The 16,596-nt window shown below is 58.0% G+C and carries 15 protein-coding genes and 2 pseudogenes; 3 read left to right on the top strand and 14 right to left on the bottom strand.

Translation table 11 applies throughout. The features are described 5' to 3' along the window. The first annotated feature begins 228 nt into the window (after nt 1-228). Nucleotides 229-750 carry a septal ring lytic transglycosylase RlpA family protein gene (locus tag JQ575_RS46805; protein WP_212038959.1) on the top strand — a complete coding sequence of 174 codons (522 nt, stop codon included), beginning with the start codon at nt 229-231 and terminating at the stop codon, nt 748-750. Between the two features lie 185 nt (nt 751-935). Here JQ575_RS46805 and JQ575_RS41675 read toward each other — a convergent pair whose 3' ends face one another. The 3 genes from JQ575_RS41675 to JQ575_RS41665 all read right to left on the bottom strand — a co-directional run bounded on the left by JQ575_RS41675 (nt 936) and on the right by JQ575_RS41665 (nt 4,314). Next, nucleotides 936-1,715, bottom strand: coding sequence for a transglutaminase family protein (locus JQ575_RS41675; protein ID WP_212038958.1), 780 nt, complete (start codon nt 1,713-1,715; stop codon nt 936-938). A gap of 1,515 nt (nt 1,716-3,230) precedes the next feature. Continuing rightward, nucleotides 3,231-3,632 (bottom strand): DUF1236 domain-containing protein, encoded by a 402-nt coding sequence (locus JQ575_RS41670; protein WP_212038957.1) that lies wholly within the window; start codon nt 3,630-3,632, stop codon nt 3,231-3,233. A gap of 454 nt (nt 3,633-4,086) precedes the next feature. Beyond that, nucleotides 4,087-4,314: a hypothetical protein gene (locus JQ575_RS41665; protein WP_192740464.1), complete on the bottom strand. Its 228-nt coding sequence runs from the start codon at nt 4,312-4,314 to the stop codon at nt 4,087-4,089. A 633-nt stretch (nt 4,315-4,947) separates the two neighbouring features. Between JQ575_RS41665 and JQ575_RS41660 the strand changes: the two genes are divergently transcribed. Next, nucleotides 4,948-6,117, top strand: coding sequence for an AI-2E family transporter (locus JQ575_RS41660; protein WP_312016119.1), 1,170 nt, complete (start codon nt 4,948-4,950; stop codon nt 6,115-6,117). A gap of 745 nt (nt 6,118-6,862) precedes the next feature. On the opposite strand, the gene JQ575_RS41655 is transcribed toward JQ575_RS41660, so the two are convergent. The 4 genes and pseudogenes from JQ575_RS41655 to JQ575_RS41640 all read right to left on the bottom strand — a co-directional run bounded on the left by JQ575_RS41655 (nt 6,863) and on the right by JQ575_RS41640 (nt 9,513). Beyond that, nucleotides 6,863-7,558, bottom strand: coding sequence for an outer membrane protein (locus JQ575_RS41655; RefSeq protein ID WP_212038955.1), 696 nt, complete (start codon nt 7,556-7,558; stop codon nt 6,863-6,865). Between the two features lie 291 nt (nt 7,559-7,849). After that, nucleotides 7,850-8,044, bottom strand: a pseudogene (locus tag JQ575_RS41650) (DNA ligase); the annotation flags it as partial. Nucleotides 8,045-8,649: 605 nt separating this feature from the next. Further along, the gene (locus JQ575_RS41645) at nt 8,650-9,003 is read right to left on the bottom strand and encodes a hypothetical protein (RefSeq protein WP_249167263.1); all 354 of its coding nucleotides are present in this window, start codon (nt 9,001-9,003) and stop codon (nt 8,650-8,652) included. 273 nt (nt 9,004-9,276) lie between these two features. Then, on the bottom strand, nt 9,277-9,513 hold the full coding sequence (locus tag JQ575_RS41640; protein WP_212038954.1) for a DUF6894 family protein: 237 nt from the start codon (nt 9,511-9,513) through the stop codon (nt 9,277-9,279). An 820-nt stretch (nt 9,514-10,333) separates the two neighbouring features. Here JQ575_RS41640 and JQ575_RS41635 point away from each other — a divergent pair. After that, complete coding sequence (locus tag JQ575_RS41635; protein WP_212038953.1) at nt 10,334-10,537, top strand: cold-shock protein; 204 nt, start codon at nt 10,334-10,336, stop codon at nt 10,535-10,537. 476 nt (nt 10,538-11,013) lie between these two features. Here the strand turns inward: JQ575_RS41635 and JQ575_RS41630 are convergent, their stop codons facing one another. The 7 genes and pseudogenes from JQ575_RS41630 to JQ575_RS41600 all read right to left on the bottom strand — a co-directional run bounded on the left by JQ575_RS41630 (nt 11,014) and on the right by JQ575_RS41600 (nt 16,427). Beyond that, complete coding sequence (locus JQ575_RS41630; protein ID WP_249167261.1) at nt 11,014-11,250, bottom strand: hypothetical protein; 237 nt, start codon at nt 11,248-11,250, stop codon at nt 11,014-11,016. Then, nucleotides 11,247-12,163 (bottom strand): annotated as a pseudogene (ligD, locus tag JQ575_RS41625) (non-homologous end-joining DNA ligase). The gene JQ575_RS41630 and the pseudogene ligD overlap by 4 nt, the downstream one beginning before the upstream one ends. A gap of 1 nt (nt 12,164) precedes the next feature. Then, nucleotides 12,165-12,344: a hypothetical protein gene (locus JQ575_RS41620; RefSeq protein WP_212038952.1), complete on the bottom strand. Its 180-nt coding sequence runs from the start codon at nt 12,342-12,344 to the stop codon at nt 12,165-12,167. Between the two features lie 19 nt (nt 12,345-12,363). Then, the gene (locus JQ575_RS41615) at nt 12,364-12,816 is read right to left on the bottom strand and encodes a hypothetical protein (protein ID WP_249167260.1); all 453 of its coding nucleotides are present in this window, start codon (nt 12,814-12,816) and stop codon (nt 12,364-12,366) included. A gap of 1,957 nt (nt 12,817-14,773) precedes the next feature. Next, complete coding sequence (locus JQ575_RS41610) at nt 14,774-15,004, bottom strand: hypothetical protein (protein ID WP_212038951.1); 231 nt, start codon at nt 15,002-15,004, stop codon at nt 14,774-14,776. A gap of 83 nt (nt 15,005-15,087) precedes the next feature. Further along, entirely contained in the window at nt 15,088-15,750 is a 663-nt protein-coding gene (locus JQ575_RS41605) for an SOS response-associated peptidase (protein ID WP_212038950.1), read from the bottom strand. A gap of 215 nt (nt 15,751-15,965) precedes the next feature. Continuing rightward, entirely contained in the window at nt 15,966-16,427 is a 462-nt protein-coding gene (locus tag JQ575_RS41600) for a class I SAM-dependent methyltransferase (RefSeq protein ID WP_212038949.1), read from the bottom strand. Nucleotides 16,428-16,596: the final 169 nt, after the last annotated feature.

Here is a 16,596-nt window from a genome sequence, read left to right as displayed (position 1 = left end):
TCAGATTCAAGCGCGCTCGAGCGGAGGGGGTGGGGAGCCCCCGGGGGCGGTGATGCGGGATTGAATCGCATCAGGTACCGGTACCGGTTACTGCCGCAAGTTCCCGCGCTCGAGCATGCAGCCGATTCAGCCCGTCAGTCCTTGGAACGTTTCGACCATCCCAACATTGCCTGGGGGCTAGCGGAATCTGATGGCGCCGCGGTCGCTACGACACCTGAGGATCCCAGCATGAAACGAATCGTTGCGACCGGCATCGTTCTTCTTTCCCTTTGCTCCGTCGCTGAGGCACATCGTCTCTCCGGAGCCGCCACCTACTACGGCGGGAGCGACCGCCTGTGCGGACGTCGCACGGCTTCTGGAGCGCCATTCAACTGCGGCGCAATGACGGCTGCACACCGGACGCTGCCTTTCGGGACGGTACTGACGGTCCAGAGCGGTGGCCGGTCGATCCAGGTCACGGTGACCGATCGCGGCCCGTTCACCGGCGCGTTTCTTGATCTATCACCGGCAGCCGCAAACGCGCTCGGCTGCCGCTGTACCCATCGCAACGTGACCGCGACTGTCATGCAAATGGGATCGGGTGAGACCGGCGTCGCCGGCCGAGGCCGTCAACGCCCCGCCACTGCGGCAGCCATGCCGCTGTTCTTCCAGCCGACGAGTGCCTTTACAGACCCGTCGGGAACGTTCGGATCATCAATGGCCTTAGCTCCCGCTCCACGCTATCACCGTCGCCACGGTCGCCGCCATTAGGACCAAGCGGATTGGCCCGCGTCAGCATTGACAACAAATGGTTGAAGGAGATCGCTTGGGCCGCTGCTCGCTTGGCGCGGGAAGCAATTTGATCTTCGGGTGCACGGTAATACGGATTTCCCTGACGCCCTTGGTGCGACGACCCCGTACCCGGGCGCGGACCAAAGAGCTTGGGCTTAGCCTGTTCACGGCGTCCTCGAAATATTAATCGTTTGACGAATTACCTGACATTGTTTGTCGGAGGTAAGGAATGCGATGTCGGATGCGTCACGGCCGCTTCCTATCCGCACAATGCCTTCGATCGGTGCAAGCCGTGTGGGATCGATAAGCCACCAGCTATCCTCGATGTAAACTTCGAAGATGGCGTGAAAGTCCGGCGGATTCAGTTCAAGTGCATAGGCGCTGACGGCTCTGGCGGGAATTCCCAACGCCCTGGTCAATGTGATCCCTAGGTGAGTGAACTCGCGGCAGACTCCAGCCCGATCAACAAACGTCTGTTCGGCGGTGGTCTGGGCATCGCTCGCGCCGGCGACAGAATCGACGTGGCGATGGATCCATTCTAGGATCGCCATGATCCGAGCAACGCCGTCGCCAGCACTCGAGAACTCTCGTTGCGCAAATCGCATGAATTTGTCGGATGGACAAAAGCGGCTTGGTAACAGGAACGGCAGCACCTCACTCGGAAGCTCTGACCACACGTGTTGTAAACCGGATTGAGGAAGCAACCGTCGGAGATTGTTTTCGACCAAGGCCACGTATCGGATGGTTACGTCGCCGGAAAGGGATGCCCGAATGCTTCGTTCTCCATGGGAAGTGGTATCGGAAAGAAACCTGGCCGGCGGCTGGATGTCCAGCGATTCCGATAGAATGATTTGGTCGGTTGTTCGCGAGGCTTCCAGATTCGCGATGACCTGCGTATCGGCGGCGAAATTGTAGACAAGTTCGGCCTCGATTGAGAGCTTCATGGTATCCTCAATATCAGAACGGGAAGTCGTTCAACGACAAGACTTGCGCCGGAAACCCTGGTCGCTTGGCTCCGTGATGTCGAGTTAGAAATAGAGACAGACATGGGTCTCAGCAGCGTCGGATTTACCTAATATCACCGTCGCACCGTCCAGACGGAGGGAGGCTACATCGACGGGCGGCTTTGCTAGCGGGTTGCGCCGTCAATTGGCGCCTCCCAAGGACGCGACATGACAATGCCGCATCAGGCTTGCCAACGGTGGAAACAAAGAACTTGCAGAAGCGGAACCCCCGCCGGTCTGGGAAGACGGCGGGGGTTATGCAGGAAAGATGGCACGAGGCTAAAGCTCGGAGTTTCTAGGTGTCGCGCCAAGGACCCGCGCATCGATCGAAACGCGGATGCTAAGTTTCAGCAAGGCGATTTGGTGAGCAAGCCGTACAGTATTTCAGCGTTGATGTGCTGGAACAAAAGACCCGTAAAGCTTTGCTTTCGATTGCACTGGCTAATAAGTCAGCACCATAATCGCATAATCGCGGCGACGAGTACAACGAGCAACTTGAGTAGATTCGCCAGGCGTCGGGCGCGAACTTTTTAATCGCCCAAAAGCAGATCGCGCCGACGACCACGATAATCAAAATCCCGATCAAAAGTAGAAATCATGTGCCCTCGTTGCGCTGTCGGTTTTCATTTGCAATTCACCTTCAGCCCCAACTCCACAAGCCTACGGATGGCTTCCGGGCGGGGTTCGTCGTCCTGCTTTTCCCTCCAATGGTCGATCGACCAAATTTGGGAGCGCCAATCCATTTCGCGCAACTCGGTTCCTGCGTTCACAAGTGTACAGACGTTTCTGTGATTTGAGGTCAACATGTTGACGCGTTAAGTCTTCACGGCTCCAGTTGCTTCCCCGCGCTGGGGCCGTTTTTTAACAAGCACGGCAGCGACATTCAGTCGGGGCCGTATAGGAAGCTAGTTTTCCTCGCGCGCGCGATTGCCCGCCTGCCGGAACGCGAGAGCGAGCCAACCTGAGCACAACATCACAAGGGCGGTTACGATTAGCGCGAGAAATCCATCAGAAACGAAGTCATGAGTACGCATGATCGCGTGCGGATGCGCGGTCTGGCGAGGAGACGAAGAGGGCCTTCCTGTCCTTGCTTAATACCGATGGGTGTTGGCATCATCCGAGCAACCGAACGGCATGCAACGTCGATCTTGCTGCTTGCACTGACGATGTTATTGAGTAACGCGTGACTTCCGTTTCGGGCACGAAACGGACCAGCGGCGCCGGTCGGTAAATGTCCGTTCGTCGAAGCAAAGCGGAAGTGGCGTTGCGGGGCTGTCGAGGCAGCTCTTGACCCAGAGCGGATGCAAACCAGCGGACCGCCTTGATATGGCCGGTACTCTATCTGCTCACATCGAGGACGCGAGGGATGCGCCTCCCTCTGGGCGGTGAGGATGTCCTTGCAGCCGAACTCAGAGGGTCGAAGAAAGTACGGCCCGCCGAAGCGGGCCGCATTTATCAATCGATGACTTCGATGATGCGATGGGTACCAGGATCGACCAGGACCGTGCGATCATTGACCACGGTGTAGCGATACTTGGTGACGCCGTATTCCCGGGGCACTTCGTAATAGGTTACGCCACTCGAGGGCAAATCCGCGCCGACACGAAGCTCTCGCTCATACCGGTACGAGGGATGCCTCTGGCCCGACACGTAGGTGCGAAAACGCGGGCGTGAGTCGTCAGCAATGCCGCCGGCGACTGCACCAACGGTAGCACCAACCGCCGCTCCTGCAGGGCCTCCGACGACCGCTCCGCCAATGGCGCCGGTTGCAGCACCAGTCGCGGCACCGCTTTGTGCAAACGCTCCGGTTGAACTCACGAGGGCAATCAGCAGGCTTCCCAGTACTACTTTCTTCATAACGTCATTCTCCAATGTTGCGTTGTGGGGAGCCAACAAGATCGATTGCCGGTTGTTCCCGAACGTTAGCGGCGCTCCGTAGAAACCAGGCGAACGTTCGTTGCGTGCTGTCCGGCATTGCGGAGACATGACGGAGTGAAATTCGGCCACACTTGCTTCGAGCAGTCCTCCGTCGGGGTGTTCGCTTTGTCGCTCGACGCCGTCGCTTCCTCTGCGCGAGCACCTGTTGCCAGGAGAAGCAGTAGTGCGATAGCTGGCAGGTTAAGTTTCATTGATCCGCCTCTTTGTAAAATTTATAACCACAACTAGGATAGGGGGCGCGGTGTTCCGCTGAATTTTGCTTGAGCCAGAGAAAAACCCTGCCGAGTGGGGTGCTCGGCAGGGCTGCGCAGAGAAGTCGACAGACGGCAAGCGGGGAAACTTGGTGGCCCGTCGAGGGTCTGCGTTCTTACAATCAGTTCTCGGAGCAAACCTTGATGGACTTCATGCCAGTCTCGGCTTCGGTCCGGGTCTTGAACGTGCCGTTATCGACAATCGTCGTGGTGGTCGTGGTCGGCTTCTTGTCGACAATGGTGCACTTCTTGGTCGTGGTGTCCCTCACGACGTAGAATTCGGTGGTCTGCGCGAACGCCGAAGTGACGGTAAAGGCGACGACAGCGGTCGAAAGCAGAAGCTTCTTCATGGTTTCCTCCAGTGGTGTCTAAGCGTTGTTAAAAACAAGGTGCTAGAGAACGGCTCGAAGCAGGAAGCTCGCGCCACCTAAAACGACGACAGCAGGAACGGCCCAAAGATAAGTACTGGCATGTTACTTCTCCTCGTTATGCCTACGAGGTTCAAACGCGCCATATTGCCACTTGTTCCCGACCTGGGTCAGCCGGTTAGGTGAAGCGAGGGAAGCGGGTGAGGGCATCAGGCCGCATAACGCTGACCGAACGGGCAGCATTCAGTGTGTAGTATGCTGCCCGAGGAGTGAACGGGAAAGCAGCCGCACGGATTGCCTTCATGGTTTCGGTAGTCGAGGCAGACGCCGTTGACGTTAGCGACACGGCAAACTAGACGGCTTTCGCTTGGATGTCCGTCGTTTGGTCGCTGACGGGGTTAGACCGGATAACTGGGCTGACGGGCCGAGGTCGCCTGCAACCCAAAGCGGAATGGCAGCGGGCCGTCCGCGCCGATTGAGCTCACGAGCGACCCGAAGGGAATGACTGTCCCGCGACTGAACTAATTAGATTGGTTTCCCGTCGCGAGCGCCCGTCTTTCGTCGGATTGCCACTGTTTCCCAGCGGGAACCGAACGACCGTCCTGCAGTTCTTTCATGACAATAATAGGGGCGCGACAGTTGATGGCAGGAAAAGTGAGTTTAGCCGCGTCCAAAAAGCGGCCGTCCGAGCAGATCGAGGAAGCGCCTGCCAGGACGGAGAGAAAGCCCCTTCCGTTGGGCGCGGGCGCGCGCATGAACGCGCGGGTCGTGCTTGCCCTAGTCCTGTTTGGCCTCGCGCTATGGACCGCTGCGGGCTTTCTGCCGGCGCTGATCTGGGCCACGATTCTCGCGGTTGCCCTGTGGCCGCTGTATCTCAAATTTGCGGCGCGCTTTTCCTCAGGTCCCTCCAGCCTGGCCGCATTCATCTTCACCGCGATCGTTGCGCTTGTCCTGTTCACCCCGATGTCGCTTGCTGTCTACCAGATCGCGCAGCAAGGCGACGTGCTCGTGAGTTGGCTCAAGCAGGCCAAGGAGAGCGGGGTTGAAGTACCGGATTGGGTCACTCGTCTGCCGATTGCTGCGGAAAGTATGCAATCATGGTGGCGCGCCAACCTCTCGGACCCGAAAGCTGCCACCGCCTGGCTTCAAACCGTCAATGCGGATAATGCGTCGGAGTTTTTCAAAACGTTCGGCGGGCAGCTGCTTCATCGGCTGTTTCTGTTGTTATTCTCGCTCCTGACCTTGTTCTTTCTGCTCCGTAACGGTCGCGCCGTCGCGAGCCGTTTCCTCGAGACGTGTGATCGTCTCATCGGCGATGCCGGGGAGGGGTTGGTCGAGAAGATGGTCGAAGCCACGCGCGGCACGGTGAACGGCACGGTCCTCGTCGCCGTGGGCGAGGGATTGCTGATCGGCGTTGGCTTCTTCGTCGCAGGTGTACCGAATCCGGTGATGTTTACGATTCTGACGACGGCTTTCGCAATGCTGCCGTTTGGTGCATGGCTCGCCTTCACCACGGCGGCGTTGGTCCTGGTCTCCGGCGGCGGCAGTGGGTTCGCGGCCGCAGCCGTATTTTGCTGGGGCGCGGTCGTCATGCTTGCCGGCGATCACTTCGTCTGGCCAACCCTGGTCGGCGGCTCGGCGCGTCTCCCGTTCCTTCTCGCCTTTGTCGGAATCTTCGGAGGCCTCGCTGCCTTCGGGTTGTTCGGGTTGTTTCTGGGGCCTGTGATCATGGCGGCGTTGCTGACCGTTTGGCGCGAGTGGATCTACCGGCCGGTTCCACAATAGATTTCTCCAGCGGCGCCTCCGATCACGGCTCTGAGCGCCGTCGGTATTCGATACTCTGACGGAAACAGGTGGTGGTCGTCGGCGACCGGATGGGACCGCAAGGGCGCCGATCTGCTCTGCGTGGTTTGCCGGACGGGTTCTTCCGGATCTCCCGGCAACGACATTTCGGTGATCGCGGTCGAGCGGCCGGAACGTGGAATCGTGTTCGAGCGCGCGATCGAGTCGATGGGGCATCGGGCTCATCTGGTGACGGAGTTCGCATTCGATGAGTTGCGGGTTCCGCGCAGCCACTTACGTAGCTTCAGCTACGCCCGATTGAGTTGCCGCCGGGGACGCCAACTCAATGTCGCCTCTTGGCACCTTTGAGACATGCCTGCCTATCCTGAGAATGTCCGTTCACCGGGATAAACCGGAAGTCGCCGTGGTCTGGCCAAACCGACGCGAATGACCCAAAGCGGACATTGGGTCGGAGCGTCGGAGACCTATTGTTTGGACTTTCTCCCTCTCCGCACGGCCGCAAGTGCTAGGCTTTCGGCATTCGACAAGATGCGGTTTCAGAGGTGCACATGCAAGCCAGTGCATCGACCTCAGCGGGCAGGGCGAACGCGATCGGCATGGGTAGCCTTGCGCGGGTTTCGGTCGAATGAGCCGGGACGATGCGAATGTTTCGCGAGCGCACGTCAGCGTTGGATAAAAAAAGGGCCAGCCTGACGGCTGCCCCTCTTAATCTGCATCTCAAAAATCGTCAGTAACGAGAAGCCGCCGCGTTGCCCCAACCGAACCGGTAGTTCAGGCCGGCCTTGATCGTATGCTCGTCGTTGCGAAATCCGACAGCGGTGACAACGCCAGCAGCGCTGGTAAAGAGGGCGTTCCGGGTACCGAAATCGTAGTACTGGTATTCGATCTTGCCCGACCAATTCTGAGTGAACAGGTATTCGAGACCGCCGCCGACGGTGTAGCCGTCGCGACCGCCGCCGCCGTTTGAAAAGGTGCCGCCGCCAAAACCGTTGGTGAGGCGGGAGTCAGCCCAGGCATAACCGCCCTTGACGTACACCAGCGCCGGACCCCACGTGTAGCCAAGGCGGCCGGTGACCGAACCTAGTCCGCGGTTGACGAAGGGATTGTTGTTCGTGTCGAGGAAGCTGTAGTTCGCTTCAAGGCCGAGTACCCAGTTCGGTGAGAACTGGTGGTCGTAACCAGCCTGCACGCCGCCCATGAACACACCGTCGTTGCCGTTGGTGCCGGTGAAGCCGGGGGCAAGAATGTTGTTGTCGCCACCGAATGCGCCGCCGACGTGACCACCGATGTAAAAGCCAGTCCAGTTGTAAATCGGGGAGGCCATCATTGGGGCTTTAGTGTAGGGACGGGCGGCCATGTCAGCTGCCGATGCTGTACCTGCCAAGGCGGCAAAGGCAACAGTAGCAAAGAGGAACTTTTTCATTTTTGTTCTTTCGGGTTTTCATACTCTGTCTCTGCAGCTAGCGCGCAATGCACAAAACTTGCTGTAGCGCGGATGACACACATCGCGCCATACTGATTGAATCAGTGCCGAGCCCGGTCGGAACTTTAACGGCGCGGGCGACAATCTAAAATCTAAGCGGTTAGGTCCGCTCACTGTCGCCACGTCTTCCTGTTGGAAAAGCCGATGGCATCCTTAGCCCGCGCCATCGCCGGGTGTTCTGGGTTCTTCATCTTGATCCAGTCTACCCACCGCCGTTATTACCGCACGGGTTCATAGATCTTCCCTTAGGCCCTTAAAGAAGGGGTGCCTTACCTTACCCTCCGCGGACTTCGCCCGATACTCGATCTCGGCGAGCAGTTCCGGTTCTACCCAAATCCCCCGGTGCGCTATCCGTCTCGCATACGGTTGGGTTTTTCGGATCAAGGGCGTCAATCGTTTGCGGAGTTCCGAAACCGACGTCCTGTCGACCCTTCCCTCGCTTCGCACTTTCGGCTCTATGCGAACCGAGTGGCATCCGCAGCACGTCGAGCGCGCTTGACGGTAACCGGAATGACCCGGGCGTCATGGGTCCGCACGTGGCGGGACTGAAAGGGCCTAGCCTTGTCGCTGCTCCAGGCTCTTGCGTCCTGCTGCAGCCGGCTTGCCCATCGGTTCTCCAACCGGTCGATCGAAGGCGGTACCGTGAGCCCGAGGACCTTGGCAGGTTAGCCTTTGGCGACGCCAAAAAAATGGGACCGGTCGATCAGTCGTTGAAGGACGCACTTGCACAAGCCGGACTCTTAGCCGCGGAAGGTGCACGCCAACGCGGGGCCGCCAACCCAGTGGGGTTTTCTCCCGGTTGGAGGCTGAGGGGCATACCGGGAGCACAGAATCGATTCCTCCGGCGCCTGATTGTTCCTAGCTCCAGAAAAAGCCCCGCCTGGTGAGGGCGGGGCTAAGTCAAAGGGTCATCCTTGCGTGTGGCCCGGGGATAGGGCCATCCGGAATTGTATCAGCCTGAACGGCTCAGTCTATCGCATTAGAGGCCAGCGAGCTGATCGTAATTCAGCTTCGTTAGCCGACAGCGGAAATCACAAATGAACTCCGGCGGCGTGATCCCGCCGCGCCAGCAGCCTTGCAAGGTTAGCCTTCCTCATGGTGAGCGGTAGTTTCCGGATATCGTCACCGTCCGTCACCAGCATGTCGAAGGCGTAGAACTGCACCTCGTCATTGTGATTGCGACTGTGCAGCCCGTCAAAGTCGGAGATGCCATCCACGCCAAGCAGGACCGCTTCGCCGTCGATCACGAATGAGGTGTTCCGGATCCGGAGCGCAGCCTCTGTAATCAGCGGGTAACGGTCGCTCCAGTCGAATCCGTTCCGTGTGAACAGACGTACGCGCTTGCCCTCGCGAGGAACGATCAGCGGGTAGTTGCTTGACCTCATGGATCCAGCTTATGGAGGTCGGGACCTTGGTGGCGCGGGGCGGGATGCAGGGTTCGAACGTGGCGCTACGCATCGGCCTTCAGTGAGTCTTGGCTGGATCTCGCCCTGGCCCGTACAATCCACAGACGACCTCTAATCGCAGAGGCTGAGCGTCTCATGGCCACCGCTATCGACAGATACGATCTCCCGCTGTTTCGTAATTCAAGCAGCCGGCGATCGTCTTGCTCTGTCCAAGGCCTGTTCCTACTTCCAACCATCGCAAGTTTCGCGGCGTCACGGTGATAGAGCTATTGGCACCTTACAGAGATCGTTTCCTTCATCGTCCACTACGACAAGGCAACGAGGCGTTTCGCCGACTTCAACAGCCATCGCATTCGCAATTTGGTGCGCTTTGGCGATTGCATCCTCGTTATCTTTACAATCGAGGCCACGCGGGTCTGGAATCCGATGTCCATTTGCTAATTCAAAATGATAGTGCGGCATGGAAGGAAAATGCGGATGCCGCATCATTTGTTCCCCGAAGGACCGCCTCTGTCTGCGCCTGATGATAGATCATGCGGGCTAGCCCCTCGCGGACTTTGCCGCATCGATCATCGCAAGCTCAACCTGGTCGGCAAGGGTTGTGAGATGCAGGGCCAGTCGGTCAAACAGGTCTCGTTTTGCGGGGTCCGTGGCGAGATCGCTAATCAGTCTGCATTCGGCCGCGTCGGTCCTGAGCTTTCTAATTGTTTTCGATAGTCTTTCACGGCAGGCACTCCAGCTAGCCATGAACACACCCTAACACCGCTTAATTCAGACCGTACTCAAAAAGCGACGACCCTGGAGCACGAAATCCAGGGCCGTCTGGGAAGTGGTTTATCGTGCACGGGGGGTAGGCACGACGCTTCGCTAATTCACGACCGCCGCGACCGTTCCAAACGGTCCGGCCAGTCCATTACAAAAAGCAAAGTCACCGAGACGATCAACGCTAGCCCTCCCTAACGGCAGGGTTTTTTCGCTGCGTTAGGAACGATCAGGCGCCGCAGGAATCGATTCCGCGCTCCCGGTGACTCCTCAGCCTCCAACCGGGAGAAAACCCCCATGGGGTTGGCGGCCTTTGGTGCAAGCGTGGCGTTCTCCGCGCCGGGGCCGTTTGCGTTGCGGAATCGAATAGGTTTGTCTTCTCAGCAACCGAACATTAGCCTGCGACTCTGCGCTGGCTCCTGCTGCCACCTCCGGCCGCGCATATACGTACGGCCCCAGCGCTAGCCCGCACTGGGGCCGTTGCTCTTGTGCGGTACTGGGCGTCCGAACTAGGGTGCTAGCATTGTTTTGCGATGGGAGAACGGACGTGGCGACAGGTACGGTGAAGTGGTTCAACTCGACTAAGGGTTTTGGTTTTATTCAGCCGGACGGCGGGGGCAATGATGTATTCGTCCACATCTCGGCCGTGGAGAGGGCCGGCCTCAGCAATCTCAACGAAGGCACCAAGGTAAGTTATGAAGTGAAGGAAAACCGGGGAAAAATGTCGGCGGAGAATCTGAGGGTCGGTTAGCGAAAGAGGCCGCCAACTGAGGCGGCCTTGCTATCCCGGACTTTCCTGCTTTTCGTCCATTCCAAAACTATGCGGTCGAGCACGTCCCTCGCGGCTCCGTGGGCCTGAGAGGCGTAAGACGCCGTCACCAGCCGCTTCCAACATACATTTCCCACTTCCAGGATTTAGGAAATGGTGATCTCTGACGTAATTTAATGCGCACCTTCAAAAACCGCCTCTTGAGTTAGGCGGGAGCGCAGCGGCGTTCTCATCACAGGTAAGAGCCGCGAACCGGGCTGTGATAAAGTAAGCCAATAACCTAGCCCGGGCGAGGTTCCTAGGCACGCATCGAAAACAAACCAGCATCTTTCGCGCACGCTCCAGCTCGGCCAGCGCTTCACGCTCGCCCAGCTTTGGCGGAGGCTCTGTCTAGCCCCGGCCGTCACGTTCTGGGCACGACTGCTCGTCATCCAATCCCTCATCTTTCGCGCGGCTCCTCAATCGGCACACGGCAGCCTCCGCATCGTGAATTGAATTTGGCCGTCCGGAAGTTGACGCCAGTGCTCTACAATCGTCATGTAGCCGCCAGTAGGATACTCCCGGAGAAAATCGCGCGCCTGAGCGCGCGCATCTTCGACGGGGAGGGTAAAGGTTTTGCGGAAGAAGCCGTCGGGATCCAGACGGCGGAGGTCCTGCAGCTCTCGCGATCGGGTGGCGACATCGCGCGGTTTCATACGTCCTCCCTGAGCCCTTTAAAGAACGGATGCCGCACCTTGCCCTCGGCCGATTTTGCTCGGTATTCGATTTCAGCCATCAGCTGAGGTTCAACCCAGATGCCCTTGTGCGCGATCCGCTTAGCATAGGGCTGGGTTTTGCGGATCAGTGGCGTGAGCATTTCGCGCAAGCGGGCCGCCGGAGCCTTATCGAAACCGTGATCGACCTTGCCGGCATACACTAAGTCGGCGCCTTTGTGGCGTCCGAGATAAATGCCATCCCAGTTCATGCCATCGAGCGCGAAGCCGGCGATCGTCAGCGTTTCTCGCTGCGAGCATGCTTCTTTATCCAGTCGTTGCCTCGGCCGGAATTGTACCTGCTATCTCGCACTTTCGATACGATGCCTTCGAGGCCGATCGAGCAGGCATGTTTCAAGACATCTACGCCTTCGGTCTCCAAGCTGTCGGAAAGCTGGATCGCGCTGTTTGCGATCAGTTTCCTTAGGTGTGCCTTACGCTCAATGAGGGGCAACTTCCGCAGATCAAAGCCGTTGAGATAGAGGAGGTCAAAAGCAACCATTACTATTTTGGTCGACTTCCCCTTTAGTTCGTTTTGCAGGACGGAAAAATCGGTGGTCCCGTCGGCAGCCGGTACCACGACGTCGCCATCGATGATCGCTGAACCCGCGCTGATGTGCCAAGCGTCGTCGGCGATTTTCTTAAACCGTTTGGTCCAATCGTGCCCGCGGCGAGTGAATACCTTGATCGCTTCGTTGGCGAGGTGCACCTGGACCCGGTAACCATCGAATTTGATCTCGTGGATCCAGCGTTCGCCCGCGGGCACTTTGTCGATCGAGGTCGACAGCGCAGGCTCAATAAATCCAGGGATGGGCGCCTTGACGCCGATCGCAGTCGGTTTTTTGCGCGGGGCCATTTCAATCCCGCCGCCGATCGAGCAGCTCCTTCAAACCCATTGCTGTGAGCTTGAAGAGATCCCCATCTCTTTCGATATATCCGCGTGCCAGTAGGTTCATGACCTCTGCTTTCTTCGCCTGATTAAATGACGAAGCTGGCCCGATATCGCGCAGAACCGCGATTTGCCGGTCGGTTAACATCAAGCCTCCATACTTCGTATCAAGCCAAACGCATCGGCAGCGGCAGCTGTACGTCGCGGTAGCGCCCCTCGTAGCGGTCAGTGAAATCGTGCAGGCCAAAGGGGATGTCGCGCATTTGCAGATCGCCACGACGGCGGAGCTCGTGCGCGACGTCTTCGGAGACGTCTTCCGGCCATCGTTCGGCGGTGTTGAACGCGACAACCCGGATGAGGTTACTGTACTGACCCGTGAGGAGGTCTTCGATCACCGTCTCGAGGTCGGCGGTCTCGCAATCGGTTTCGCGCCAAGCGCTGCCGTTCTTGCCAAAATCATCGGCTACCAAATAGACCGTCTGATCGTTGCCGTTGGGTACGATGGATGGCGTCCAATTCGACTTACGCATCAAGCAACTCCACGCACAGGACCAGAAAATAAAGCGGACACTCAGAAATTCGTTCCGGCAGCAATGAGAGCATTCACGCCGTTTGTTCATGGACCGGTCCCGGATCACTATATGTTCCCTTCGCCCTGCCGGTACTGTGCGTATTTAACCCTCAGGGTCCTAAGCTGAATTGTGAGGTGTCCTAATTTGGCCGCGACAAACCTTGTTCGATCTTGCCAATCTCTGTTCATCCCTCGAAGGGGGTAGCCCAGGAACAGAGAAAGGCGGCAGTGGCCTTTTTTAGATCAACGGCTTAGCCGGTATGTCTACTTCTGGACCGACACTCGGGGAGCGCTTGGGCAGGATCAGGCATCACCGCTCCGGCCTTGGCAGTTACCGGTGACTGAGAGTGTTTGATGCTCCCGCCTCTATTGGAGAGCATCTGCTCAATGCCAACGATCGAACAATGCAAAGCATACGCGGCCGAATACAAAACCCTGGGAAGTGATCAGCGGATTTCGGCCCGCCGATCCACCGTGCTTTTGAGCATCTCGCGTAGTTGGATAGCACTAGCTCACCAACTTGAGCAGCTGTCGCTAATCGCCAAAGACGAAAAGAAGTAAGGGCCGCCTCAGTTGGCGGCTCTTCGTCGTCATCGCCTAAGAGAGATTCCGGGAACGAGTGGCAATGACCGGGCGTTGAGGCTTCGTCTGGAGGACATACGGACATAGCCACCTTCCGGCCTCAGCGCGCGTCCCCCTAAGCGCTGGGGCCGTTTTTTTGGAACTTAGCAACTCCCCAAGAGTCGATTTCAGCGCTCCCGGTTTCATGCCCCCTAAAGCCTCTACCGGGAGAAAACCCTCTAATTGGGTTGGCGGCCCCAGCGCACCTCCAGTGCGCTGGGGCCGTTTCTTTCTTTCGGGATTAGGCTATTCGCATATCAAAACAGGCCTAATTTGGAACGAATGTTCCGGGGCGGATTCATTGGAGCGGGTGATATTGCTCAATGGCATCCGTTGTAATGGCGGCCTCAGCTCTCCCCAGTGCTGGGGCCGTTTTTTGGCTCAGCGGGGATTTGAAATCGTAAGTGGCCTGATTTGGAGTGAGCAATATTGCTCACATTTGGGGAACAGCTCACATTTGGAAGTGTTGGGCCTGTATCACCGCTTCTTTTATCGGCGTCATCGGTGACAGAGAGTTCAAATGCTCCCGCCCAACCACGCGGTGAGATATGTGTGACAAATGCAAAGAGATCGACAAGACGATTGAGCGGTACCGCCGGATACAGGAAAGGGTCACGGAACAAAGATTTATCGATCGGGCCAAGGAATTGATTGCCGAATTTACGGCGGACAAGGCCGCGCTTAAGTGCGGTCAACCGAATTAGAAGTAGGCCGCCTCAGTTGGCGGCCTTTTCCTTTCGCGAGCCGAGAGAAGCGGCCCCAACTTCGGGGGCTGGCGGGCTAAGTTGGGGCCGCCCATTCCAACCGTCGGCAACGCGGGAAAAGGCGGCCAACGGTCAGCCACATTAACGCAAGCCGGTTCGTCGCTCCGAACTAGTTTGGAGTACCTCATTTTGCGGGGCCGTTGCGCGCTAAGTGCACAAGTGAACAGAACCCGGGTGCCGTCTCTGCATTATTGTTCCATCAGGAATTGGAGCAGCGTCGCCGTTTCGGACCACAAACAATCTCACTTGATGAGCGCGCCAAGGAGCGAGCCGAGCAACTTCTCAAGGAAGCTCACAGCACCCCACCCGGGGCTCAGCGCGATAAGCTTCTGCGCAGGGCACGACAGGCGGAAATCGTTTCCCATATGCAAGAGTGGCTTTCTTCCCACGGTCTACAACCGCCACGGTAAAAACATGCTCGCGGTCATTGCGACACTCTTAGGCTTACTGACTCTTGCCGCAATGATTGGCGTGATGCATCTCGCCGACCGGATCGAAGCTCGCAGGCACCCGTGAACGATGTTCCACTAAACGGGCATACGACCGTTCTAATTCGTTCGCTGGCCGCAGGCGGCCTTTTCATTTTGCACCGCACTTGGCAGCTTTATGTTGCCTGAGCCACTAATCCTCTGTAGCCGTCCGAATGTCGTGGAGCACTGCAAGGGTCATGTCACTTAGGTGGCCCTTTTTACTTTTCACCATTTCCATGTAAACGGTAAGCGCGTCGGGAAACTGCCCTGGCAGAAGCACATCGTTCTCTTCAAGGCAGTTGATAAGCACTTGGAATGCCGCGACCATTGCGGCTCCGTACGCAGCGGTGACTTGCCCTTCGGGCGAGAGTTTTCCCGTCATCATTGCCTCCACCACGGTTGGTCGTCTTAGTCTGCAAAGCAACCAGGCGCTCAGTCCGTCTAAGGACAAAAGTGATCATTCGATTATGCCGCCGCGCGATCCTCCTTTTCGACACCGCGGGCGACGATCATCAGCGCTTCGTTCGGTAGCGGCCGCTGTAGCGTCTTGGCTTCATTCCAAGGTGCGCGCATCCAGACATCTCGCTCTTCGTCGGTCGTCAGGATGACCGGCATAGCCTTTGGATGGATCGGCTCGACGATGGCGTTCGGCGCCGTCGTCAGGAAGCCATAGACTAAATGAGGGCCCGGGATCGGTTTCGATTTCGTGCCTCGGTCGCCCTTGAACTCGGTCCAGATGCCGGCGAAAGCGTTCAGCGGTCGGTCGTCGTGCAAGGCGAACCAAACCACGTCCTTTTTCTTCGTCTCGGGATTGGGCTCTGGCGCGTATTCGGCGAAGCTATTGAAGGGGACCAAACAGCGGTTTTCCGTCTTTAGCCAACCTCGCCAGTGCGGCGATGACGTGTTGCGGATGTTGGTAACTGGCGGACCGCCGGTGCGCGGCGGCGGCGGCATCCCCCAGCGCATCATGGTGAGCTCGCGCTCGGCGCCGGCGTTGCGCACAACGGGCGCTGGATAATCCGGAAATACCCCTGGCATAGGCGGCAGGTTGCCGACGTAGCGGTTGACCATTCGGAAAAGGGCAGCGATTGCAGCTTGATTGGTCGTGATCGAATAGAGATTGCACATTTTCAATCCCGATCGCCCGGCCACATTTCGGAGGCGGGCGTGTCCGCCGAAATCTTGTTCGGTCGCAGCGCGATCAGCTGGCTTCTCGTGGTACCACGTTCAAAGGCCAAATCGAATTCATCACCTAGCAACTCCCGAACGCGGTCTTCCCGGCCCCACGCGAATGGCGAAGGAGAAGGATTGTCCGGCGGTGGTGGCATGTATGGCCGCATGGTCTAGAATATTTCTTCAACCGCGCTGCCGGGCAGCCAAGTGACCAGTCCGAGCCGCCCATCCTTGCGGGTAATGCGAGCCAATTCGGCAGCCGCGGCCTCGGGACGCGAGACGAACATGACACCGAACGTCGACGTAACGCAGTCAAAACTCTGATCCGGAAACTCCAGCGCTTCGGCGTCACCGACCTTGAAGTCGATCTCTGGAGCCATCCGCTTTGCCGCTCCGATTACGCCTTCACCAATATCGACGCCAGTTACCTTTGCGCCCCAACTTGACAACCGACGCGCAGTCCAGCCCGTGCCCGTCGCAACATCCAGAATTGTTTCCGCCGACTGAGGCCAGACTCGATTCACGACATGATCGATGGCGTCAGCTATGCTTTGGCTCACGATGTCGTAGGACGCGCCGCCGGAACCCCAAGTCGCAGCAGATTTCAGGTTATGGGAAAGAACTTGTGTCATGAGCTTTACTCCTCGATATGGCATCTTTGTCGATCGAGATGACTCATTCAGCCGCTAACGCTCCAACGGATGCCGAAGGTCGGCTCTTGGCAGATTTTGTTGCAAAAGTCGGCTGTTTGCGATGGATAGTTCGGCTACGTCGCCAGGGGCGGCCGGCTTTGATCCGCCG

Origin of the sequence: Bradyrhizobium sp. JYMT SZCCT0428 (genome assembly GCF_018131075.1) — a bacterium.
Classification (GTDB): Bacteria; Pseudomonadota; Alphaproteobacteria; order Rhizobiales; family Xanthobacteraceae; genus Bradyrhizobium.
The sequence above is the reverse complement of the archived record's forward strand: the minus strand, read 5'-3'. Positions and strand labels throughout refer to the sequence as shown.

Coding starts and splice junctions, on each gene's coding strand:
- JQ575_RS41605 (WP_212038950.1), bottom strand. CDS start 15,750: ATGTGCAATCTCTATTCGATCACGACCAATCAAGCTGCAATCGCTGCC.
- JQ575_RS41630 (WP_249167261.1), bottom strand. CDS start 11,250: ATGAAACCGCGCGATGTCGCCACCCGATCGCGAGAGCTGCAGGACCTC.
- JQ575_RS41665 (WP_192740464.1), bottom strand. CDS start 4,314: ATGAAGAAGCTTCTGCTTTCGACCGCTGTCGTCGCCTTTACCGTCACT.
- JQ575_RS46805 (WP_212038959.1), top strand. CDS start 229: ATGAAACGAATCGTTGCGACCGGCATCGTTCTTCTTTCCCTTTGCTCC.
- JQ575_RS41670 (WP_212038957.1), bottom strand. CDS start 3,632: ATGAAGAAAGTAGTACTGGGAAGCCTGCTGATTGCCCTCGTGAGTTCA.
- JQ575_RS41645 (WP_249167263.1), bottom strand. CDS start 9,003: ATGAGGTCAAGCAACTACCCGCTGATCGTTCCTCGCGAGGGCAAGCGC.
- JQ575_RS41615 (WP_249167260.1), bottom strand. CDS start 12,816: ATGAACAAACGGCGTGAATGCTCTCATTGCTGCCGGAACGAATTTCTG.
- JQ575_RS41660 (WP_312016119.1), top strand. CDS start 4,948: ATGACAATAATAGGGGCGCGACAGTTGATGGCAGGAAAAGTGAGTTTA.
- JQ575_RS41675 (WP_212038958.1), bottom strand. CDS start 1,715: ATGAAGCTCTCAATCGAGGCCGAACTTGTCTACAATTTCGCCGCCGAT.
- JQ575_RS41610 (WP_212038951.1), bottom strand. CDS start 15,004: ATGACGGGAAAACTCTCGCCCGAAGGGCAAGTCACCGCTGCGTACGGA.
- JQ575_RS41640 (WP_212038954.1), bottom strand. CDS start 9,513: ATGATGCGGCATCCGCATTTTCCTTCCATGCCGCACTATCATTTTGAA.
- JQ575_RS41620 (WP_212038952.1), bottom strand. CDS start 12,344: ATGTTAACCGACCGGCAAATCGCGGTTCTGCGCGATATCGGGCCAGCT.
- JQ575_RS41600 (WP_212038949.1), bottom strand. CDS start 16,427: ATGACACAAGTTCTTTCCCATAACCTGAAATCTGCTGCGACTTGGGGT.
- JQ575_RS41655 (WP_212038955.1), bottom strand. CDS start 7,558: ATGAAAAAGTTCCTCTTTGCTACTGTTGCCTTTGCCGCCTTGGCAGGT.